Below are 20,927 nucleotides of genomic sequence, written 5' to 3'. Positions count from 1 at the left end.
CTCGGGTGGCCGCGCTGCCGGCCGAGCCTCGGCGGTACGCGTACTCCCCGGCGGCCGGCGCCGCCCCGCCCCCGGGCTGTCCTCTTCATCTGGTCCCTCCCCCACCCGCCCATCATCGCGGGTGGGGGAGGCGTGGCCCTCGCAACCGTCTCCTCGGCGTGTCGAGACGCTGGGTCCGGTCAACCGACGCGGGCGAGGAACTCGCTGTAGAACAGGCCCAGGGCAATCGCCACACCGATGCCGGCGATGATCCAGAACCGCACCACGATGTTGACCTCGCTCCAGCCGGCGAGCTCGAAGTGGTGCTGCAGCGGTGACATCCGGAAGACCCGCTTGCCGGTGGTCCGGAAGGAGATGATCTGGATCACCACGGACATCGTGATGATGACGAAGAGTCCGCCGATGATCGGCAGCAGCAGGATCGTCCGGGTCGACATCGCCATCCCGGCGATCAGACCACCGAGGCCCAGCGCCCCGGTGTCGCCCATGAAGATCCTCGCTGGCGACGTGTTCCACCAGAGGAACCCAACGCAGGCGCCGGCCGCCGCGCCAGCTATCAACGCGATCTCCAGCGGGTCCCGCACCGCGTAGCAGTACTCCTGGGTGTAGTTCGGGTCCGCGCACCAGTGCCGGTACTGCCAGAAGGCGATCAGCGCGTACGCCGCGAGCACCATCACCGAGGCGCCGGTGGCCAGACCGTCCAGACCGTCGGTGAGGTTGACGCCGTTGGTGGCGGCCATCACCACGAAGATGAAGAGGATGACCGCACCGACCTTGGTGAGCTCCAGCGCCGGGATGTCCCGGATGAAACTCAACGTCGTGCTGCCGACCGTCTCCGTGTTGGTCACCGTGCCCTGAGAGTCGGTCATGGTGCTCGGGAAGTAGAGCGCGATCACCCCGAACACCGCGCCGACCAGGATCTGGCCAAGCAGCTTGCCGCGCTTGTTGAGGCCACCGCTGTGCCGCTTGCGGACCTTCAGGAAGTCGTCAATGAAACCCACCGCGCCGGAGAACACCATCAGCCCCAGCAGCACCAGCGCCGTGATGGTCGGCTCGACCTGGGCGATCTGCGCGTCCGGCAGCGTGGTCAGGGCCAGGTGCCCGGCGACGTACGCGATGACGGTGGCCAGGATGAAGACCACCCCACCCATCGTCGGCGTGCCCTTCTTGCCCTGGTGCATCACCGGCCCCTCGGCCCGAATGGGCTGGCCGGCCTTCAACCGGGTGAAGACCTTGATCGCAATTGGGGTGCAGAACAGCGAGACCAGGAAGGCCACCCCGACCGCGACGATGACTGCCCTCATGCCAGGCCACCGTCCGCCCCCGCGCCCCGATCGGTCCCGGCGTCGGCGCGCAGCGCGTCCGCCACCTCCCAGGTGCGGTACCGCGAGCCCTTCACCAGGACGACGTCACCGGGCCGCAGGTCTCCCCGCAGCACCTCGACGGCGCCCGCCTGATCGGTGAGCTGCACCGATTCTCCTTCCCAGTCACGTACCGATGTTGCGCCCTGATGGATGGGAGCCGCCGCCTCGCCCACCACGAGCAGGCGGTCCACCCCGAGGTCGGCCGCGAGTCGCCCGACCTCGACATGCCCGTCCTGCTCGTACGGCCCCAGTTCGGCCATGTAGCCGAGCACCGCGATGGTGCGCCGCCGCTCGAACCCGGCCAGCGCCCGCAGGGCGGCGGCCATCGAGGCGGGGTTGGCGTTGTACGAGTCGTCAATGACGGTGACCCCGTCCACCCGCTCGAAGACGTCCATCCGACGACTCGAGACCAGCCCGAGCTCGCCCAGGGCGGTCGCCAGCTCGGTCACCGGCATTCCCAGCTCCCGGGCCACCGCGGCGGCCGCGAGCGAGTTGGACACCTGGTGCCGGCCGGTCAGCCCGAGCCGCACCGGCGCGCGCCCCTCCGGTGTCACCAGCGTGAACGACGGCCGGCCCCGCTCGTCCAGCACCACGTCAACCGCGCGTACGTCCGCATCGGCCGCCTCACCGAAGCGGACCACCCGCGCCCGGGTTCGCGTCGCCATCGCGGCGACGAGGTCATCGTCGGCGTTGAGCACGGCCAGCCCTTCGGCCGGCAGCGCCGCAACCAGTTCCCCCTTCGCCAGGGCGATGGTCTCTCGGGAACCGAACTCGCCGATGTGGGCCACGCCCACGTTGAGCACCACGGAGATCTGCGGCGGCACCACCTCGCAGAGGTAGCTGACGTGGCCCACCCCGCGGGCCCCCTTCTCCAGCACGAGGTAGCGAGTGCCCAGGTCGGCCTGGAGTGCGGTGTAGGGGTGCCCCAGCTCGTTGTTGAACGACCCGGGCGGGGCGACCGTCGGCCCGAGCCGAGCGGTGAGGGCAGCGATCAGGTCCTTGGTGCTGGTCTTACCCGAGGAGCCGGTGAGGCCGACGACGGTCAGCTCGGGCAGCCGGTCCACCACCGCCCGGGCCAGTCGCCCCAGCGCCAGCCGGGCGTCAGCTACCAGCACCATCGGCACGCCGGGCAGTACCCGGGTGCCGAGCACCGCCACCGCACCTGTCCGGATCGCCCCTTCGGCGTAGTCGTGCCCATCCACCCGTTCCCCGGGGAAGGCCACGAAGAGCCCGCCTGGACCGACCTTGCGGGAGTCGAACTCGACCGAGCCGGTGACCGCGGCGCTCGGGTCAGCGGCGACCAACCGGCCGTCAACCGCTGCCGCCACCTCGGCCAGACTCAGCCGGATCACGGCTGCCCCGCCCGGTCGCCGAAGCGGGCTCGCAGCGCGGCGGCCAGCTCAGTGCGGTCATCGAAGGGATGCACCTGCCCACCTACCTCCTGCCCCTGCTCGTGCCCCTTGCCCAACAGCGCCACCACGTCCCCCGGCGCGGCGAGCTCGACCGCCTCCGCGATCGCCGCACGCCGACCGGGTACCTCCATAACCTGCGCCTCGGTGTCGGCCCGGCGTACGCCGGCGAGCACCTCGGCCCGAATCTCGGCGGGATCCTCGGTCCGCGGGTTGTCGTCGGTCACCAGCACCACATCCGCTCCCTCGGCGGCGGCGACGCCCATCAGGGGCCGCTTGCCCCGGTCCCGGTCGCCGCCGGCGCCGAGTAGGCAGATCAGCCGCCCGGTGCTGAACTCCCGCAGGGCCGCCAGCGCGGCGACGATCGCATCGGTCTTGTGCGCGTAGTCGACGACACCGCGCACCGGGCCCGGGGACGGCACCAGCTCCAGCCGACCGGGAACGCCGCCGCAGTCGGCCACCCCCGCGACGGCGGGCCGCGGCGCCACCCCGGCCGCCACCAGCAGGGCGACAGCGAGCAACGCGTTGGCGACGTTGTGCCGACCGGGCAGGGCCACCCCGGCGGGCAGGGTCAGCTCGTCCGGGCCGTGCAGGGTGAAGCGCTGTGCGTACCCCTCGCCACCGACCTCGTCGGCCCACCAGGTGGCGGAGCGGTCGCCGGCCGCGGAGTAGGTCACGGTGGCGGGCCGGCGCAGCGGAATCAGCGCCGGGTCGTCGTGGTTGAGCACCTCCATCTCGCAGCGGCCGTCGAAGAGCTTCGCCTTGGCGGCGAAGTAGTCCGCGGAGTCGGCGTGGAAGTCGAGGTGGTCCGAGCCGAAGTTGGTGTAGCCGCCGACGGTGAACCGAACGCCGCCGACCCGCCCCATCGCCAGGGCGTGGCTGGACACCTCCATGACCACGGCGGTGACGCCGCGCTCTCGGGCAGCGGCGAGCATGGCGTGCAGGTCGGTCGCCTCGGGCGTGGTCCGGACGCTGTCGATCACCAGATCCCCGAGGCGGGTCTCCACGGTGCCGATCAGGCCCGTGGTGTGCCCGGCCGCCCGCAGCCCCGACTCGACCAGGTACGCCGTGGAGGTCTTGCCCGCGGTTCCGGTTATCCCGATCACCGTCACCCCGGCCGTCGGGTCGCCGTACACCACACTGGCAACGTCACCCAGCACGGCCCGCGGGTGCGGCACCACCAGCATGGGCAGACCGGCTTCCGCGGTCGCCGCCACGCCATCCGGGTCGGTCAACACGGCCACCGCACCGGCCTGGGCCGCGGCCGAGACGAACTCGGCACCATGCCGCCGGGCACCGGGCAGGGCCGCGTACAGGTCGCCGGGGCGGACCTCCTGGCTGGCGTGCGTCACCCCGGTGATCGTCGGTTCCGCTGGACCGGACCGGAGGTCAACGGCGTCCGCACCGGGCTCGGCAGCGAGCCGAGCGGCGAGGTTACCGAGCCGGATTCCGGTCACGCTACGAGGGCGAGGATTGCCGGACACGGCGTCAGACCCTACCCGGTCGTCCGGTTCCGGCCACACAGCCGCCCCGGCGGTTCGTCGACACGCACCGATGATGTCCCGTCTACGCTGGTCAACGGGGAAAGACGGCAAAGTTGGGCGGTGGGGACGGCGACTGCGGCACCCGATAGTGCTGCAGAGTGAACCGCATCATGTCGGCGAACACCGGCGCGGCGATGTCGCCGCCCCCGCCACCCGGGGTCTGGGCGAAGACAGCGATCACGTAACGGGGCTTCTCCGCTGGAGCCATCCCGATGAACGACGCCACGCCGGGCTGCTTCTGCCCGTCAACCCACCGCAAGCCCGTGCCGCTCTTCCCGGCCACCCGGTATCCGGAGATCGCCGCGGCCCGACCGGTCGCGCCGTCAACGGTGGTCACCGCCTCCAGGATGGTACGCAGCTCGGCGGCGGTCTCCGGGGTCAGCACCTCCCGGGTCGTCGGCGCCTCCGGCGCTATCCGCTCTCCCTGCGGCCGGATGATCTCCTTCACCAGCCGCGGCGCGACGTACGTGCCGTCGTTGGCGATGGTCGCGTACGCGGCAGCCATCTGGATCGCGGTGGCGTCCACGCTGTGCCCGATCGGCACGGAGCCGTGCGACGAGTCGCTCCACTGGTCAGCGGGGAGCAGCGCGCCACCCGCCTCGCCGAACAACCCGACACCGGTCGGCTCGCCCAGCCCGAAGCGCTTCTGATAGTCGATGAGCCGGTCCGGACCAAGCTGGTCGGCGATGGCGATGGTGCCGACATTGGACGAATACGCCATCATCCCCGCCAGGCTCATCCGTCGACCGTTCGCCTTGGTGGTGTCCTCGAACGTGGTGCCGCCGAGGCGGACGGTGTTGGGGACGGGCAGCGTGGTGTCCGGGGTGATGACGCCTTCCTGGAGAGCGGCGCCGAACGTGATCGCTTTGTGCACCGACCCCGGTTCGACCACGAACCCGGTCGCCACGTCGACCCGGTCGGCCGGGTCGCTGTCGCGCCAGTTCGCGACGTCGTAGGTGGGGTAGGAGGCCTGGGCCAGCACCTCGCTGGTGCCCACCTCCAGGACGACCGCGGTGGCGGTCGAACCGTTGACCGCTTCCATCGCCTCGGCCAGCTTGGCCTGCACCATGTACTGCAGGTCCCGGTCGAGGGTGAGGCAGAGCGAGCTGCCCGGCTTCGCCTCGGTCGTCTCGCTGAAGCCCCCGGGGATCTGCGCGCCCCACCCCGCCTCGTAGCGTTCTTTACCGTCCTTGCCAGCGAGCACCTTGTCGTAGCCGGCCTCGAGCCCTTCCAAGCCGACCATGTCGTCGCTGGTGAAGCCGATCAGGTTGGCGGCCAGGCCCCCGCCGGGGACCTCCCGTCCCTCATCACGCCGGGTGTCGACACCCTTCAGCTCAAGGTCCTCGATCTGCTCGGCCACGTCAATGTCCACCCCCCGTTTGAGGTACACGAACTCCAGTTCGTAGCCGTTGCTCTTGCGTTTTCGCATCTTCTCGGCGAGTTCCGCCGCCGGGATGCCGAGCGGCTCGGAGAGCGCCTGCGCGGTGGTGACCGGGTCGTCGATCTGACTCGGGTCGGCGAAGACATACCGAGCCTCGACACTGTGCGCCAGCACCTCGCCGTCCCGGTCGTAGATCGAGCCACGAGGCGCCGGCAGGATGACGTTCCTCAGCCGGTCCTCGATTCCGGCACCGGCGTAATCCGGGTTCTCCACGACCTGCAGCACGACGAGCCGAATACCGATGACGGTGAACAGGGTCAGCGCCAGCGCGGTGCCGAGCCGCAGCCGACGGCCGGGGTCGGCCAGGCGGGGTGGCCTCAGCCGGCGGCGTCGCGTCGGCCGGGCTGAGGTTGGGCGCGGCGGGCGTCGCCGCGGTGGCGGCTCCTCCGCCGGTGAACGCCGGGGCACGGTGCGCACCACGGAGGTGCGACGTGGCGGGTTCGCCCGCCGGGCAGCGCTGGCCCGCCCACCGCTGAGCACCTGGAGTGCCGGACGGAACGGGTCACCGGAGCGACCGCGGTCCCCTCGCGGTGTCCGACGCGGCTCGGCGCGACCTCCGCGGGCATCCCCCAGCCGCTGCTCACCGATGCTGCGGCCGCGGGGGGTGTAGGCCCGGGCACCAGAGATGCCACCACCCGACTCTGCCGGGCGGGGATCGGCGGAACTGTCGGTGCGGGACGGGCCGCGCCGAGACCCCTTGGCGTCCCGGCGCGGCTCCTCCGATCTCGGCGGCACAGCTACCCCCCGGTACCCGGCTGGCCGACCCCCGACGCGGGCCCGCTGCCCGGCTGCGGCACATCAATGGCCGCGCCGCCGTCGGGGAGCTGGATGTAACCCGGCTCGAGCTCGACAAGACCAAGCTTGCGAGCGGCTTCGAGTAGATTGCCCGGCGCCTTCGCCTCGGTGATCTGTTGGTTCAGCTGCTGCTGCTCCAGGTTGAGGGTGGCCTGCTCCTTCTGGAGTTGAGACAGCCGAATCGCGTTCTCGTTGATCTTGGTGTTGACCAACAGGATGCCGAGCACCCCGCCGACCACCAGGACGACGATCAACGCGGCGAACGGGGCCCGCGGCACCGATACCGGAGCCGGTGGCGCCACCCGCAGCCGAGTCGTTCGGGTGTTGACAGTCCGCGCGCTCGGGCGCAGCGCCGCGGTGCCCTGGGTCGGGAACGCACGCGTGTCCCGCGCGCGGGTCGTCCCCGGCCGCCCCACCGGGGGCGTCTGGGTGCCGGTACGCGTGGCCCGCTCCGCCGCGACCCGGCCCCCCGGCCGCGGTGTGCGCTGCCCGCCGCCGGCCCCGTTCCGGCGGTCGCGCTTGTCAATCGTCATGTCCCTCCCCCTCATCATCCGTCCCTGTCCCGTCGTCCCCCGAGGCAGGCCGCCGCACGGCCGCCCCCGTCCCCGGTTGGTGCATCGCTTGGACCCGCCGCCGGTACCGTTCGCGGTCGGTACGCTGGCGCTGCTGCAGGGTCGGGTCGAGCCGTTCGGCGGCCCGCAGCCGCACCGAGGCGGCCCGAGGGTTCACCGCGACCTCCGCCTCACCCGGCAGCTCCGCCCCTCGGCTGAGGAGCCGGAAGGTCGGGCCGGTCCCGGGCAGTTCGACCGGAAGGTCGATCGGACCCTTGCTGCGGACCCGGTCCGCGAGCGCCACCTTGGTGAGCCGGTCCTCCAACGAGTGGTAGGAGAGGACCACCATCCGGCCCTCGATGGTGAGCCGGTCGAGCGCCGCCGGCAGCGCCGACTCCAGCGCCGCCAGCTCTCGGTTCACCTCAATCCGCAGCGCCTGAAAGGTTCGCTTTGCCGGATGGCCACCGGTGCGTCGGGCCGGCGCGGGGATCGCCTGCCGGACCAACTCAGCCAGCCGCGCCGACGAGGTGATCGGGGTGCGTTCCCGCTCCCGAATGATCGCCGACGCGATCCGCGGCGCGAACTTCTCCTCGCCGTAGACCCGCAGCACCCGGGCCAGTTCCGGGTGCGAGTAGGAATTGACCACCTCCTCGGCGGTCACTCCCCGGCTCTGGTCCATCCGCATGTCCAGCGGGGCGTCCTGCGCGTAGGCGAACCCGCGGTCGGGCGCGTCAAGCTGCAACGAGGAGACCCCGAGGTCGAAGAGGATCCCGTCCACCACCGGATGGCCGAGCCGATCGAGCACCTCGGGCAACTCGTCGTAGACGGCGTGCGCCAGGTGGACCCGGTCAGCGAAGCGGGCCAGTCGCACGCGGGCGTGCGCCAGCGCCTCGGTATCCCGGTCCAGCCCCACCAGCACGGTCCGCGGATGTGCCGTCAGGATCGCCTCGGCGTGCCCGCCCAGCCCCAGCGTGGCATCGACGTAGACCGTCTGATCCGTCCGGTCCAGCGCGGGAGACAACAGCTCGAGACAGCGCTCAAGCAGCACCGGCACATGCGCACCGCGCAATTCCCCCATGTCGCCCCCCACTGCTCCCGTCCCGTCTGTCGTGCCGTGCCTGTCGTTGGACGGTCCCCCCGCCGTCGTACCACCAGATCCCCATCCGCTCCCGCCCGCCTTCCGGCAACGGCCCCCGATCGGATTGCGCGCCTGGCACCGGGGAAGGGATGCCAGGAACTCAAAGCGGCTGGAGATCTCGCGGTACGCCAGGCGCCGTCGCGCCTACAGACCGGGCAGCACCCCCTCCTCGATGTCAGCGAATTCGTCTTCGCTCTCGGCGAGGTAGCTGTCCCAGGCGACCCGGTCCCAGATCTCCACCCGGGTGTGCGCACCGATCACCACCAGATCCCGGTCAAGTGCGGCATACTCCCGCAGGTGACCCGGGATTGTCACCCGACCCTGCCGGTCGGGAACCTCGTCGTGCGCGCTGGCGAAGAAGACCCGACTGTAGGCCCGGGCCGCCTTGTGCGTCATGGGCTGCGCGCGTAACTGGTCCGCGATGCGCTGGAACTCCGGCGTCGGGAAGACATAGAGGCAACGCTCCTGCCCTTTGGTGATCACGACACCCCCCGCCAGCTCATCCCGGAACTTCGCCGGAAGGATCAGCCGACCCTTGTCGTCCAGGCGCGGAGTGTGGGTGCCGAGGAACACGGCCCAAACCCCCTCGCCCTTCAAGCGGCGTTCGCGGCGCCGCTGACCCCCGGGCCGGTGGGCCCTCCCGGCCGCACCATCGGGCCCCACTCTACTCCACTTCCCTCCACCCGCAACCAGAAACGCCCGCGTGGCGCGGCTGCCGCCCCGCCAAAACCGCACGTCAAAGCGGGTGGAGCGGAGTGGAGGGCGGCACCGCCCCAGCGACCGCCCACCGTCCGACATAGATCGACCCCTCTCCCCGCCCCGATGCACCCGGCCGCGCCGGACAACGAGCCGAAGCGTTCCGCCCCAGCAGCGATCTGGAGAGCCCACCGGTGGAGTAACCTCGCTCGCGTGACGGACGCGAGAATGCCCCTACGGGCGAAGGTGGCCAGCTCTGTGTCGCGGACCGCCGCGGCCCTGTCGCGGGCCGCAGGCCGCGGGGACGGCTCGGTCATCGGTGGTTGGATCGGCCTCAAAATCGACCCCGAACTCCTCGCGCACCTCGCCGCGGGCCGCGCCATCGCCCTGATCTCCGGCACGAACGGCAAGACCACGACCACCCGACTCGCCACCGCGGCAGTCGGCGTGCTCGGCAAGGTCGCCACCAACTCCTTCGGCGCGAACATGCCCACCGGGCACACCTCGGCGCTCGCCAAGGCCGGCAGCACCCCGTACGCGGTACTCGAGGTGGACGAGCACTACCTCGCACAGGTGCTGGACGCCACCGACGCCCACGTGGTGGCGCTCCTCAACCTCTCCCGCGACCAGCTGGACCGGGCCCGGGAGGTCGCCATGATGGCGCAGCTCTGGCGGGCGGCGCTGATCCGCCACCCCGAGCTGCGGGTCATCGCCAACGCAGACGACCCGATGGTGGTCTGGGCCGCCAGCCCGCCGGCCAACCACGACCAGCGGATCAGCCCGCCCCAGGTCGTCTGGTTCAGCGCGGGCCAACGTTGGCACGACGACTCCTGGGTCTGCCCCGAGTGCGGCTCGACCATCGCCCGGCAGGACAACCAGTGGTGGTGCACCGGCTGCCCGCTGCGCCGACCGCAGCCGCAGTGGTCCGTCGAGGACGACGGCGTGATCGACCCGACCGGCGCCTGGCACAAGGTCCAGCTCCAACTCCCGGGCACGGTCAATCTCGGCAACGCCGCCACCGCCCTCGCCGTCGCGGCGGAATTCGGCGTACGACCGGTTGACGCCGTACTCCAGCTCAGCTCAGTCACCTCGATCGCCGGCCGGTACGCCCAGGTCGAGCGAGCCGGACGGCTGATCCGCCTGCTGCTGGCGAAGAACCCGGCCAGCTGGCTGGAGGCGTTCGACATGGCCGACGAGGCACCGACACTGCTCTCCATCAACGCCCGCGACCCAGACGGGCTGGACACCTCCTGGCTCTTTGACGTCGACTTCAGCCCCCTGCGGGATCGGCAGGTGCTCATCACCGGCGACCGGGCGTTCGACCTGGCCGTCCGACTCGACGTGAACAACGTGCCGTTCCAGCACGTACGCACCTTCACCGAGGCGATCCAGTCGGTCCCACCGGGCCGGCTGGAGGTCATCGCGAACTACACCGCGTTCCAGGACATCCGAGCGGAGTTGGACCGTGTTCTCTGACAGCCTGCGCATCGTCTGGGTCTACCCCGATCTGCTCTCCACCTACGGTGACCGGGGCAACGCACTCATTCTGGCCAGCCGCGCCCAGCGCCGCGGCTACCCGGTCGAGGTGCTGGAGGTCCGCTCCGACCAACCGCTGCCCGCAACCGCCGATATCTACCTGGTCGGCGGCGGCGAAGACGGCCCCCAGGCGCTCGGCGCGCAGCGGCTCATCGCCGACGGGGGCCTGCACCGCGCCGTCGCGCAGGGCTCGGTGGTCTTCGGCGTCTGCGCCGGCTACCAGATCCTCGGCTCCTCATTCTTCGCCAAGGGCACCAAGTACGCCGGCCTGGAGCTGCTGGACCTCTCCTCCGACCGGGGCCCCTCCCGCGCCATCGGCGAACTGGCCGGCAACATCGACCCACGGCTGGGTCTGCCGCCGCTGTCCGGTTTCGAGAACCACGGTGGGCGTACCCACCTCGGCCCAGAGGTGTCTCCGCTGGCCCAGGTGACCGCCGGGATCGGTAACGACACCAGAACCGAAGGGGCCTGGCGGGGCAAGCTGCTCGGCACCTACTCGCACGGACCAGCCCTGGCTCGCAACCCGGCCCTGGCCGACCTGCTGCTGCGCTGGGCAGTCGGCGTCAACCAGCTCCCCCCGCTGGACGACACCTGGTCGGATCGGCTCCGCGCCGAACGCCACGCCGCAGTAGCCGCCGCCGCCCGACCATGACCCACGACGGCCGCCGCGACACCACCCCCCGCGGCGGCCACCACGATCCGGGCACCCCCCGCCGCCCCGACCGCCGGCACCCCCCTGCTTACCCGCCCCGCTGGTGGCGGGGACAGGACCCGGCGGCCGGCCGGTTCGGTCTGCTACTGCTCCTGCTCGCCGGGTTCGGGGTGGCGCTGCTCGTGGTTCCCCGCCCGGACCCGACCGCCCTGCCCCACCTGGCCGACCAGTTGGGCGGGTACGCCCCGGTCGCCGCGATTGGTGGCGGAGCGCTCCTGCTCGTCGCGCTGGTCCCCCGCACCTTCATCACCCTGGCCGCCGGTGCCCTCTTCGGCGCGGTGGAGGGGGCCGCGTACGCGCTCGGCGCGGCCCTACTGGCAGCTGCCATCGGGTTCATGGTCGGTCGGTTCCTCGGTCGGGAGTTCGTCGCCGACCGGATTCGCGGTCGGCTAGCCCGGCTGGACGGCTGGTTCACCCGCCAGAACGTGCTCGGCGTCGTCACCGTACGACTGCTGCCGATCGCCGGATTCGGCCTGGTCAGCTACGGCTACGGCACCACCGGGGCGCGGGTGTTGCCGTTCCTCGTCGGCAGCGTCGTCGCCTCCGCGCCGACCGCGTTCGGATATGCCGCCGTCGGCGCCGCGGTCGCCTCGCCCGGCGAGGTCAACTGGTTCGCCGCGGCCCCGGCCGGGCTCGGCCTGATCGCGAGCGCGGTGCTCGTCCACCGCTGGTGGCGCGCCGAGCGGGCCAGGGCGGCAGGCACCCCAGAGCGGACTCGTAGCCGGCGCTGACCACACGCACACGGAGTTGTGGTGGGGCGGGCGCTCACCAGACCGGCACCCACCGGCACCACAACTCCATGATCAGCCGTGCGGGCTGACGAGCGGACCTCAGGCCACGACGGAGACCATTCGGCCCCGGACCACAATGACCTTGCGGGGTTCCTTGCCAGCCAGCGAGGCGGCGACCGCCTCCAGCGCCGCCGCCCGGACGGTCTCCTCCGCCGCGTCGGCCGGCACCTCGATCCGACCCCGCACCTTGCCGTTGACCTGCACCGGGTACGTCACCGACTCGGCCACCAGCAGGGCCGGGTCGGCGACCGGGAAGTCGGCGTAGGTCAGCGAGGTCTCGTGGCCCAGCCGACGCCACAGCTCCTCGGCGACGTGCGGAGCAAACGGCGCCAGCATCAGCACCAGCGGTTCGGCCACCTCCCGCGACGTCTCCGGCAGCCGGGTCACCGCGTTGGTCAGCTCGATCAGCTTCGCGATCGTGGTGTTGAACCGCATCGCGTCCATGTCGCCCCGGACCCCGTCCACGATCCGGTGCAGCAGTCGGCGGGTCGCCTCGTCGGCCGGGGCGTCCACCACCCGGGACGCGCCGGTGCGCTCGTCCACAATCGCCCGCCAGACCCGCTGCAGGAACCGGAACGACCCCACCACAGCCCGCGTCTCCCAGGGGCGGGAAACCTCCAGCGGGCCCATCGACATCTCGTACACCCGGAAGGTGTCCGCCCCGTAGGCGGCACACATCTCGTCCGGTGTCACCACATTCCGCAGGGACTTGCCCATCTTGCCGTACTCGCGGTTGACCTGGACCTCGCCCAGGTAGTAAGCGCCGGAGCGCTCGACCACCTCCTCCGCCGGCACGTACGCCCCACGCGCGTCGGTGTACGCGTACGCCTGGATGTAGCCCTGGTTGAACAGCTTGCGGAACGGCTCGAAGCTCGACACGTGCCCCAGGTCGTACAGCACCTTGTGCCAGAACCGGGCGTAGAGCAGGTGCAGTACGGCATGCTCGGCGCCGCCGACGTACAGGTCGGTGCCCCCGCAGTCGCCCTCGCCGCGCGGACCCATCCAGTACCGCTCGGTCTCCGGGTCGACGAAGCGGTCAGTGTTGGTGGGGTCCAGGTAGCGCAGCTCGTACCAGCAGGAGCCGGCCCACTGCGGCATCACGTTGGTCTCCCGGGTGTAGCGCTTCGGACCATCACCCAGGTCCAGCTCCACCTCGACCCAGTCCCGCCGTCGCGACAGCGGCGTCTCCGGGTTCGACTCCGCATCCGCGGGATCGAAGGTGCGGGGCGAGAAGTCATCCACCTCGGGCAGCTCGACCGGCAGCAGTTCCTCCGGCAGGGCGATGGCGGCGCCGGTCTCGTCGTACACGATTGGGAACGGCTCACCCCAGTACCGCTGCCGGCTGAACAGCCAGTCCCGCAGCCGGTAGGTCACCGCGCCCGAGCCGTGGCCCTCCGCCTCCAGCCAGGCGATGGTCCGGGCCTTGGCCTCGACGACGCCCAGGCCGTTCAGGTCCAGGCCGCGTGCGGGTACGGCGCTGTTGATGGCCGGACCGTCCCCGGTGTACGCCTTACCGGCAAAGCCCTCGGCCGGCTGGACGGTACGGACGATGGGCAGGTCGAACACCTCGGCGAAGGCCCAGTCCCGCTCGTCCTGACCGGGAACCGCCATGATCGCGCCGGTGCCGTAGCCGGCCAGCACGTAGTCGGCGATGAAGATCGGAATCTGGGCCCCGGTGACCGGGTTGGTGGCATACGCCCCGATGAAGACGCCGGTCTTCTCCTTCGTCTCGGCCTGTCGCTCGAGGTCGGTCTTCGCCGCAGCCACCTTGCGATAGGCCGCCACCGCCGCCCGTGGGCTGGCCTGCCCGCCGGTCCAGGACTGGGGAACCCCCGCCGGCCAGGCCGTCGGTACCAGTTCGTCCACCAGGTCATGCTCGGGCGCCAGCACCAGGTAGGTGGCGCCGAAGATCGTGTCCGGCCGGGTGGTGAAGACGCTGATCCGCTGCTCGCCCCCCGAGTCCGGATCCGAGGCCGAGGCGGGGAACTCGATGTGTGCGCCGATCGAGCGGCCGATCCAGTTCCGCTGCATCAGCTTGATCGGCTCGGGCCAGTCCAGCTTCTCCAGGTCGTCCAGGAGCCGGTCACCGTACGCGGTGATCCGCATCATCCACTGCTTCAGGTTCCGCTTGAAGACCGGGAAGTTCCCCCGCTCAGAGCGGCCGTCGGCGGTGACCTCCTCATTGGCCAGCACGGTGCCCAGCCCCGGGCACCAGTTGACCGGGGCCTGCGAGACGTACGCCAGCCGGTGTTGGTCAACGACGGCCCGCTGCTCGGCGTCGGTCAGCTCACCCCACGGTCGCCCGTCGGGGGTGCGCCGGGCACCGCCGGAGAACTCGGCGACCAGCTCGGCGATCGGGCGGGCCCGCTCCGCCTCACGGTCATACCAGGCGTTGTAGATCTGCAGGAAGACCCACTGGGTCCAGCGGTAGAAGTCGGTGTCGATGGTGGCCACCGAGCGGCGCTCGTCGTGGGCCAGCCCCAGCCGGCGCAGCTGCGCCTTGTACCGGGCGATGTTCGCCTCGGTGGTGGTACGCGGGTGGGTGCCGGTCTGCACCGCGTACTGCTCAGCGGGGAGCCCGAAGGCGTCGAAGCCCATCGCGTGCAGCACGTTCCGCCCGGCCATCCGCTGGTAGCGGGCGAAGCAGTCGGTGCCGATGTAGCCCAGCGGGTGGCCGACGTGCAGCCCGGCACCCGACGGGTACGGGAACATGTCCAGTACGTACAGCTTCTCCGCTCCCGCCCGCGGATGCTCCGGGTCGGCCAGCGGGCCGGTCGGGTTGGGGGCGTGGAAGGTGCCCTCGCGCTCCCAGGTGTCCTGCCAACGGCGCTCGATCTCGTCGGCCAGAGCCGCCGTGTAGCGGAAGGGGGGAATCTCGCTGGCCGGTGCGGCTGCCTCAGTCATGGCTCTCCTCGCTTCAGTCGGCGCGGATGGTCTCGTGCGGTGTCGGTTCGGTGCTCGCCACCCGCCGGCGGGACCGGGCCGGCGACGGGCACAAAAAAGCCCCTCGCACAGGAGGGGCCGCCGTGCTGTCGCGCGCTCAGCGCATCAGCACGGCCCGGTAAGAAGCAGGAAGACTCCGGCCATGCCCCGGAGTCTACCCCGCCGGCACCCGCGAGCGCGCCCGCGGCCACCCGGGGCTGGTCATCCCAGGCCAACCATCCCGGCCCGTCCTGCCCGGGCCGGTCATCTCCCGGCCGGTCATTTCCGGCCCGCCCGCCGGCGCGTCGCGGGGACCCGCCCACCGAGTTCGTCGTAGCGCGTGCTGTCGGCCAGCGGGCTACCCGCCCGGTAGGCGGCGCGGGCCAGGGCATACCCGCCGACCGGCGCCGAGACGAGTTGCAGCCCGATGGCGACCAGGCCCACCAGCACCGTCCGGGGGCCGGGCAGCAACAAAAGCACCGCCAGCAGGACACAGATCAGGCCCAGACTGCCGGACTTCGCGACGGCGTTCATCCGGTTGTAGACATCGGGCAGTCGGATCAGTCCGAGGGAGCTGATCACGATCAGGCCGGCGCCGATGACCAGCAACGCGGAGGCGATCAGCAGCCGGATCACGGCCGCCGCCGGTGCACCAGGCGGGCCAACGCGACCGTGGCCAGGAAGCTGACCAGGGTGCCGGTGAGGACCAGGTCCAACAGTCCGGGCGCGTCCAACCGAACCGCCAACACCGCCACCGCCGCCAGGAACACGAAGAAGCCGTGGTCGAGCGCGGCGGCGCGGTCGGCGTCGGTGGGACCGACGATCAGCCGGCCGAGCACCACGATCATCGACAGGGCGAGCACCACCAGCACCACGTCGAGTAAGGGCATCCGTCACCCACCTCCCTCACTACCGATCCGGCCGCCGCCGACCGGTCGGACGGCAGCCAACAGCCGCCCCTCCAGCTCCGCCACGCCGCGGCGAAACGCCGTCGCGTCCGCGGCGTACATGCCGTGCACCCACATCACCCGCGGGTCCCGCCGTACCGCCAGCGCGAGGGTGCCCGGGGTCAGGGTCACGAAGAGCGTGAGCAGGGCCACCTCGGTGTCGGTCCGGGCGCGCAGCGGAACCCGGACCACCGCGGGCTGCAGCCCGAGGCCCGGAGTGACGATCTCCCGGGCCACCACCAGGTTCGCCTGCACCAGCCGCCCCGCGAACCAGACCAGGAACCGCGCGACCCGCGCGACCCGGACCGCGGCCCGCCACACCACGCCACTCATCGTCCGCGCACCGCCCACCACACCACGTCGCGCACCGAACGCCACACCGTGCCGCTCATCGTCCGCTCACCGCCCGCACATACCCGGCCGGCTCCAGCAACCCCGCCGCGGCGGCGTCGGCCACCTGCAACAGCGGCCCGCCCAACGGCCCGAGCAGCAGCGCGCACCCGCCGAGCGCCAACGGCGGTCCGAGCAGCGCCAGACCGGGGCGGGCGGTTCCTTCCCGGGCCGCCCGCGGCGCCTCACCCCAGAACGCGACCCCCCAGATCTTCAGCATCGACAGCAGCGTCACCAGGCTGACCAGCACCGCCACCGTCAGCACGAGCCAGTCACCGACCTCGTTGGCGGCCCGCAGCACCAGAAACTTGGCGAGGAACCCGCCGAACGGGGGCAGGCCGGCCAGGGACAGGGCGGCGACGCCGAAGGCCAACGCGAGCAGCGGGCTGGACGAGGCCAGCCCACCCAGCCGGCTCAGCCGGTCGGTACCACGGGTGGCCCGCACCGCCGCCGCGCACAGGAACAGTGCCGCCTTCACCAGCACGTACTGGGCCAGGTAGAAGATGGCGGCGGCGAGACTCGCGGCGGTGAACAGGGCCAGCCCAAGCAGCACGTACCCGATCTGGCTCACCATGTGGAAGGACAACACCTTCCGCATCGAACCGACGCCGATCGCGCCGAGCACCCCGATCACCATGGACGCCAGCGCCACCGCCACCAGCAACGGGTGATACGCGGAGTCACCGCCGTACAACACGGCGTAGATCCGGATGATCGCGTACAGCCCCACCTTGGTCAGCAGACCGGAGAAGAGCGCGACGACCACCGGTGACGCGACCGGGTAGGCGCGGGGCAGCCAGTCGTGTAGCGGCACGAGCGCGCCCTTGAGCGCGAATGCCAGCAGCACGACACCGCCGGCGACCGCGGCGGCGGGGACCTCCCGGGCCACACCGGCGAGGTCCGCGAGCCCGACCGTACCGGTGACCCCGTAGAGCAGTCCGACACCGGCCAGCAGGATCGTGGAGCCGAGCAGGCTGGTGGTGATGTACACCCGGCCGGCGCCGGCCCGCCCCGGGCCGCCGGAGAGCGCCAGCAGCACGTAGGACGGAACGAGCATGACCTCGACCAGCACGAACAGGTTGAACAGATCGGTGGTGAGATAGGCGCCGTACGCGCCCGCCGACAGCACCATCGTCAGCGGCAGGAAGGCCTGGCGGCGGTCATCCCCGGTCCCGGCGGCAGCCACCAGACAGGCCAGCACCACCATCGCCGAGACCGTGACCAGCAACGCGCTCAGCGGGTCGGCCGCCAAGGTGATCGCGACCACCGGCGGCCAGTTGCCGACCCGGAGCACCGGAACCCCGCCGTCGGCGGTCGCCACCAGCAGGACGACACCCACCGCGATGACGGCCGCCGTAGCGAGCAGCGCCACCACCCGTCGCAGCACCAGTCGGTCGGGGACAGCGAGCAGCACGGCGGCAGCGAGGAGCGGGCCCGCCACCGGAACAATCAGCAGGATGCTCACCGCGGCCCCCCGTCCCACGTCTCCGGTGGTCGACTCCCCCGCCGGGAGGCACGGCGCAGCAGCCGCAGCAGGTAGACGGTGATGCCGAAGGTGATCACAATGGCGGTCAGGATGAACGCCTGGGGCAGCGGGTCGGCGCTCTCCGCGCCCCCGCCGTCAACCGGCGGCTCCCGCCGGTGCAGCCCGCCAGCCGCCAGCAGGAGCACGTTCACCGCGTGCCCGAGCAGCACGAAGCCGAGCACCAGCCGCAGCTGCCCGGGGCGGAGCAGGAGGAAGACGCCGGCCGCCACCAGCACCCCGACGATCAGCGGCCCGCTCATCGGACCCGCTCCCGAACCGGCCCGGGCGCAGGACCGGCGGGCGCGCTGTCCAGTCGACGGACCGCCGCCACGACCAGGGCCAGCACCATCAGGTACACACCCAGGTCGAACAGGAGAGCCGACGACACCGAACCGACGCCGGGCAGGGGTAACTTGACCGGGGCCAGGAAGGCCAGGCCCCCGGCCAGCGGCACCAAGCCCGCGACGAGTGCCAGTAGCAGACCGACGGTGAGCAGCGGCGCTCCCCGGAGCCGGCCCAGCAGCGGCGCTCCCGCCGGGTGCGCCAGGTGACCGAGTCCGACCGCGCTACCAGCGAGCAGAGCGGCGATGAACCCGCCCCCGAGCTCCTGGTGGCCGCGGAGGAACAACACCGCGGACGCAACGAGCATGACCGGAGCCAGCACGCGGTACGCCAGCTCGAGCACCGGATCGACGGCATGCCGTACCGCGTCGGGGCGATCCCGTACGGCTTCGGCCGGCCGGGCGAGCCCGATCAGCCCAACCGCGACCACCGCGAGTACGACCGCCTCACCGAGGGTGTCCAGGGCCCGGATGTCGACGAGGATGGTGTTGACCAGGTTCTGCCCACCGGTCGCCGAGGACGCCTCCCGCAGGTACCAGTCGCCGACGGGCGAGAGGTCGCGGCGGCCGGTCAACGCCGCCGTCGCCGCCGTCGCCGCCACCCCGGCGAGCACTGCCAGCCCGATGCCGGCGCCGATCCCCACCCGACGGCCCGGCGCGACCAACCGACCGGGCCGGCCCCGCAGGGCGAGCATGACCACCACCGTGGTGAGCACCTCGACCAGCATCAGGGTGAGCGCCACGTCCGGTGCCCCCGTGGTGAGAAACCAGACTGCCAGGATCAGGCCGACCGCACCGGTCAGCGCGACCGCCGCGAGCGCCGAACGGGTGGTGACCAGGCCGGCGAGGGTGACCAGGAGCAGCCCGAGCACGAGCCAGTCCCCGGGCCGGGTGGCATCCGGGTGCCGGGTGGGTAGCGGGCCGAGGAGCAGCGCGGCGACCGCCGCCAGCGCCACCACGGCGAGCAGCGGCCGGGCCAGGTAGGGGGCGGGAGCCGTGACCTGGGCGGGTCGGGCCACGACTGCCCCGAAGCGCACCAACGCGCGCCGCCACCGCTCGAGGTATCCGGTGAACGGAGGCGTGGTCGGTATCGCCGCGAGCACCGGATCGGTCCGGCGCCGGTACCAGAACAGCAGCGTCCCGAGCAGGACGGTGAGCGCGGAGAGCCCGAGCGCCGGAGTAAAGCCATGCCAGAAGGCCAGGTAGGGCGCCGGCCCCTGGGGCCGGGCATCGCTGGCGGCCCGCTCCACCATCGGGCTGAGGAGGGCGACGACGGGGCCGAGGGCGGTGGCGAGAAGCGCTGCGACAGCTGCCGGTGCCAGGAACGACCAGGCCGGTTCGTGCAGCTCACGCTGCCGGGTCGGGCCGGAGAGGACACCGTGCACCAGCCGCGCGGCGTACGCGAAGGTGAGCGTCGCGGCGAGCACCGCCAAGCCGGCGGCGACCCACCCGAGCAAGGGCACCTCGTCCACCGTGACGAGCGCCTCGAAGATCGCCTCTTTGCCGACGAAACCGATCGTCGGCGGCAGACCGGCCAACGACATGGCCGCCAACACGGTTAGCGTCACGGTGATCGGCATCGACCGCCGCAGCCCGGACAGGGCCCGGATGTCCCGGCTGCCCGCCTGGCGGTCGATGATTCCCACCAACATGAACAGCGTCGCCTTGAACAGGGCGTGCGCGATCGTGTACAGGATCGCCGCCGCGTCCGAGGCGGGCGTGCCGACGCCGATGACGCTGACCAGCAGGCCGAGCTGGCTCACCGTGGAGTACGCGAGCAGGGCCTTGAGATCGTGTTGGCGCAGCGCCAACACCGCGCCGACGATCGCGGTGAGCAGCCCGAGGCCAATCAGCGTGAGGTCCCAGGGCCACCGACCGCCGAACAGCGCCGAGAAGCGCATCAGCAGGTAGATGCCCGCTTTCACCAGCGTGGCGGCGTGCAGGTAGGCGCTGACCGGGGTGAGGGCGACCATGGCACCGGGCAGCCAGAAGTGGAAGGGCACCTGCGCCGACTTCGTGATGGCCGCGAAGATCACCAGGGCGCCCGCCGCCCAGGCGGGTCCGGTCGCCAGCCGGCCCGGATCGGCCAGGATCAGCTGGAGATCGCTGGTGCCGAAGCTCGCGATCAACACGACCACCGCCACCAGCAGCGCCACGCCACCGGTGGTGGTGACGACGAGGGCCTGGATCGCCGGCCCGCGAGCCTCCGAGCGACCGTCCTGCCCGATGAGGACGAACGACAGGATGCTCGCCAGCTCCCAGAAGACGAACAGCAGCAGCAGGTCGTCGGCGAGCACCAGACCCAGCATCGCCCCGGCGAAGAGGGTCATCGTCACGTACACCCGGGTGTGCCGGCTGCCCGGGCTCAGGTAGCGCGGACAGTACGCCATCACGAACGCGCCCACTCCCAGCACCAGCAGGGCGAAAATGAGACTGAGCGCGTCCATCCGCAGCTCCGCGGAGATCCCCAGCGACGGTAGCCACGGCCAGTTGAGGATGATCGCCTGGTCGGCGAGGAGCGCGGGACGCTGGGAGAGGAGCAATCCCGCCCCGGTCAGGTAGCCGACGGCGAGCACGTACCCGGCGTTTCGCCCCAACCACCAGGTCAGCACCGGCGCTACGGCGGCGAGGAGGAACTGCCCGCCGAGGACGACAGCGAGAATCATGCCGGCCCGCAGCAGCCGGGCCGGCGTCGCCCACGAGCACCCGGCCCCGCCACGGCTGCCATCGCCTTCTCCCTACTCCACCGACCGCGTCACTCCACCGACCGCGTCGGGGCTGCGGACTACCCGTTCGGTGCCCTTCGACACCTCCACCGACGGACG

At 71.7% G+C, this 20,927-nt stretch carries 17 protein-coding genes; 3 read left to right on the top strand and 14 right to left on the bottom strand.

Annotated features, from left to right (window positions below; translation table 11 throughout):
- Positions 1-179: 179 nt before the first annotated feature.
- The 7 genes from mraY to mraZ form a co-directional block, all read right to left on the bottom strand.
- Positions 180-1,304 (bottom strand): phospho-N-acetylmuramoyl-pentapeptide-transferase, encoded by a 1,125-nt coding sequence (gene mraY, locus AC1UKG_RS10155; protein ID WP_018742824.1) that lies wholly within the window; start codon positions 1,302-1,304, stop codon positions 180-182.
- The gene (locus AC1UKG_RS10150) at positions 1,301-2,716 is read right to left on the bottom strand and encodes a UDP-N-acetylmuramoyl-tripeptide--D-alanyl-D-alanine ligase (protein WP_482642678.1); all 1,416 of its coding nucleotides are present in this window, start codon (positions 2,714-2,716) and stop codon (positions 1,301-1,303) included. The genes mraY and AC1UKG_RS10150 overlap by 4 nt, the downstream gene beginning before the upstream one ends.
- Entirely contained in the window at positions 2,713-4,257 is a 1,545-nt protein-coding gene (locus AC1UKG_RS10145; protein WP_482642677.1) for a UDP-N-acetylmuramoyl-L-alanyl-D-glutamate--2,6-diaminopimelate ligase, read from the bottom strand. The genes AC1UKG_RS10150 and AC1UKG_RS10145 overlap by 4 nt, the downstream gene beginning before the upstream one ends.
- A gap of 91 nt (positions 4,258-4,348) precedes the next feature.
- Complete coding sequence (locus AC1UKG_RS10140; protein ID WP_026325151.1) at positions 4,349-6,493, bottom strand: peptidoglycan D,D-transpeptidase FtsI family protein; 2,145 nt, start codon at positions 6,491-6,493, stop codon at positions 4,349-4,351.
- A gap of 2 nt (positions 6,494-6,495) precedes the next feature.
- Positions 6,496-7,086 carry a cell division protein FtsL gene (gene ftsL / locus AC1UKG_RS10135; RefSeq protein WP_018742828.1) on the bottom strand — a complete coding sequence of 197 codons (591 nt, stop codon included), beginning with the start codon at positions 7,084-7,086 and terminating at the stop codon, positions 6,496-6,498.
- Positions 7,076-8,182 (bottom strand): 16S rRNA (cytosine(1402)-N(4))-methyltransferase RsmH, encoded by a 1,107-nt coding sequence (rsmH, locus tag AC1UKG_RS10130; protein WP_033663615.1) that lies wholly within the window; start codon positions 8,180-8,182, stop codon positions 7,076-7,078. Before rsmH ends, ftsL begins: the two co-directional genes overlap by 11 nt.
- Positions 8,183-8,386: 204 nt before the next feature.
- Positions 8,387-8,815, bottom strand: a complete 429-nt coding sequence (gene mraZ, locus AC1UKG_RS10125; RefSeq protein WP_018742830.1) for a division/cell wall cluster transcriptional repressor MraZ — start codon at positions 8,813-8,815, stop codon at positions 8,387-8,389.
- 351 nt (positions 8,816-9,166) lie between these two features.
- On the opposite strand from mraZ, the gene AC1UKG_RS10120 reads away from it, so the two are divergent.
- Genes AC1UKG_RS10120 through AC1UKG_RS10110 form a run of 3 tightly spaced genes read left to right on the top strand, consistent with a single transcriptional unit; the run spans position 9,167 to position 11,917 of the window.
- The gene (locus AC1UKG_RS10120; protein WP_018742831.1) at positions 9,167-10,414 is read left to right on the top strand and encodes a Mur ligase family protein; all 1,248 of its coding nucleotides are present in this window, start codon (positions 9,167-9,169) and stop codon (positions 10,412-10,414) included.
- On the top strand, positions 10,404-11,126 hold the full coding sequence (locus AC1UKG_RS10115) for a glutamine amidotransferase (protein ID WP_018813695.1): 723 nt from the start codon (positions 10,404-10,406) through the stop codon (positions 11,124-11,126). Before AC1UKG_RS10120 ends, AC1UKG_RS10115 begins: the two co-directional genes overlap by 11 nt.
- Positions 11,123-11,917 (top strand): VTT domain-containing protein, encoded by a 795-nt coding sequence (locus AC1UKG_RS10110; protein ID WP_018813696.1) that lies wholly within the window; start codon positions 11,123-11,125, stop codon positions 11,915-11,917. The genes AC1UKG_RS10115 and AC1UKG_RS10110 overlap by 4 nt, the downstream gene beginning before the upstream one ends.
- A gap of 99 nt (positions 11,918-12,016) precedes the next feature.
- On the opposite strand, the gene leuS is transcribed toward AC1UKG_RS10110, so the two are convergent.
- From leuS to mbhE, 7 genes are all read right to left on the bottom strand, one after another.
- Entirely contained in the window at positions 12,017-14,881 is a 2,865-nt protein-coding gene (gene leuS / locus AC1UKG_RS10105) for a leucine--tRNA ligase (RefSeq protein ID WP_018813697.1), read from the bottom strand.
- Positions 14,882-15,178: 297 nt separating this feature from the next.
- Positions 15,179-15,535, bottom strand: a complete 357-nt coding sequence (mnhG, locus tag AC1UKG_RS10100; RefSeq protein ID WP_018742835.1) for a monovalent cation/H(+) antiporter subunit G — start codon at positions 15,533-15,535, stop codon at positions 15,179-15,181.
- Positions 15,532-15,789 carry a monovalent cation/H+ antiporter complex subunit F gene (locus AC1UKG_RS10095; protein ID WP_018742836.1) on the bottom strand — a complete coding sequence of 86 codons (258 nt, stop codon included), beginning with the start codon at positions 15,787-15,789 and terminating at the stop codon, positions 15,532-15,534. The genes mnhG and AC1UKG_RS10095 overlap by 4 nt, the downstream gene beginning before the upstream one ends.
- Before the next feature lie 3 nt (positions 15,790-15,792).
- Entirely contained in the window at positions 15,793-16,179 is a 387-nt protein-coding gene (locus AC1UKG_RS10090; RefSeq protein WP_026271233.1) for a Na+/H+ antiporter subunit E, read from the bottom strand.
- Positions 16,180-16,234: 55 nt separating this feature from the next.
- Positions 16,235-17,719, bottom strand: coding sequence for a monovalent cation/H+ antiporter subunit D family protein (locus tag AC1UKG_RS10085; RefSeq protein ID WP_018742838.1), 1,485 nt, complete (start codon positions 17,717-17,719; stop codon positions 16,235-16,237).
- Entirely contained in the window at positions 17,698-18,021 is a 324-nt protein-coding gene (locus AC1UKG_RS10080) for a sodium:proton antiporter (RefSeq protein ID WP_018730724.1), read from the bottom strand. The genes AC1UKG_RS10085 and AC1UKG_RS10080 overlap by 22 nt, the downstream gene beginning before the upstream one ends.
- Positions 18,018-20,768 carry a hydrogen gas-evolving membrane-bound hydrogenase subunit E gene (mbhE, locus tag AC1UKG_RS10075; protein WP_018813702.1) on the bottom strand — a complete coding sequence of 917 codons (2,751 nt, stop codon included), beginning with the start codon at positions 20,766-20,768 and terminating at the stop codon, positions 18,018-18,020. Before mbhE ends, AC1UKG_RS10080 begins: the two co-directional genes overlap by 4 nt.
- Positions 20,769-20,927 lie beyond the last annotated feature (159 nt).

This window comes from Salinispora sp. CH2A1_6, assembly GCF_056820975.1.
The sequence above is the reverse complement of the archived record's forward strand: the minus strand, read 5'-3'. Positions and strand labels throughout refer to the sequence as shown.

Excerpts from the sequence above, each read along its gene's own strand:
- mbhE (WP_018813702.1), bottom strand. The coding sequence starts at position 20,768 with ATGATTCTCGCTGTCGTCCTCGGCGGGCAGTTCCTCCTCGCCGCCGTA.
- ftsL (WP_018742828.1), bottom strand. The coding sequence starts at position 7,086 with ATGACGATTGACAAGCGCGACCGCCGGAACGGGGCCGGCGGCGGGCAG.
- AC1UKG_RS10110 (WP_018813696.1), top strand. The coding sequence starts at position 11,123 with ATGACCCACGACGGCCGCCGCGACACCACCCCCCGCGGCGGCCACCAC.
- rsmH (WP_033663615.1), bottom strand. The coding sequence starts at position 8,182 with ATGGGGGAATTGCGCGGTGCGCATGTGCCGGTGCTGCTTGAGCGCTGT.
- AC1UKG_RS10095 (WP_018742836.1), bottom strand. The coding sequence starts at position 15,789 with ATGCCCTTACTCGACGTGGTGCTGGTGGTGCTCGCCCTGTCGATGATC.
- leuS (WP_018813697.1), bottom strand. The coding sequence starts at position 14,881 with ATGACTGAGGCAGCCGCACCGGCCAGCGAGATTCCCCCCTTCCGCTAC.
- AC1UKG_RS10090 (WP_026271233.1), bottom strand. The coding sequence starts at position 16,179 with ATGAGTGGCGTGGTGTGGCGGGCCGCGGTCCGGGTCGCGCGGGTCGCG.
- AC1UKG_RS10080 (WP_018730724.1), bottom strand. The coding sequence starts at position 18,021 with ATGAGCGGGCCGCTGATCGTCGGGGTGCTGGTGGCGGCCGGCGTCTTC.
- AC1UKG_RS10120 (WP_018742831.1), top strand. The coding sequence starts at position 9,167 with ATGCCCCTACGGGCGAAGGTGGCCAGCTCTGTGTCGCGGACCGCCGCG.
- mraY (WP_018742824.1), bottom strand. The coding sequence starts at position 1,304 with ATGAGGGCAGTCATCGTCGCGGTCGGGGTGGCCTTCCTGGTCTCGCTG.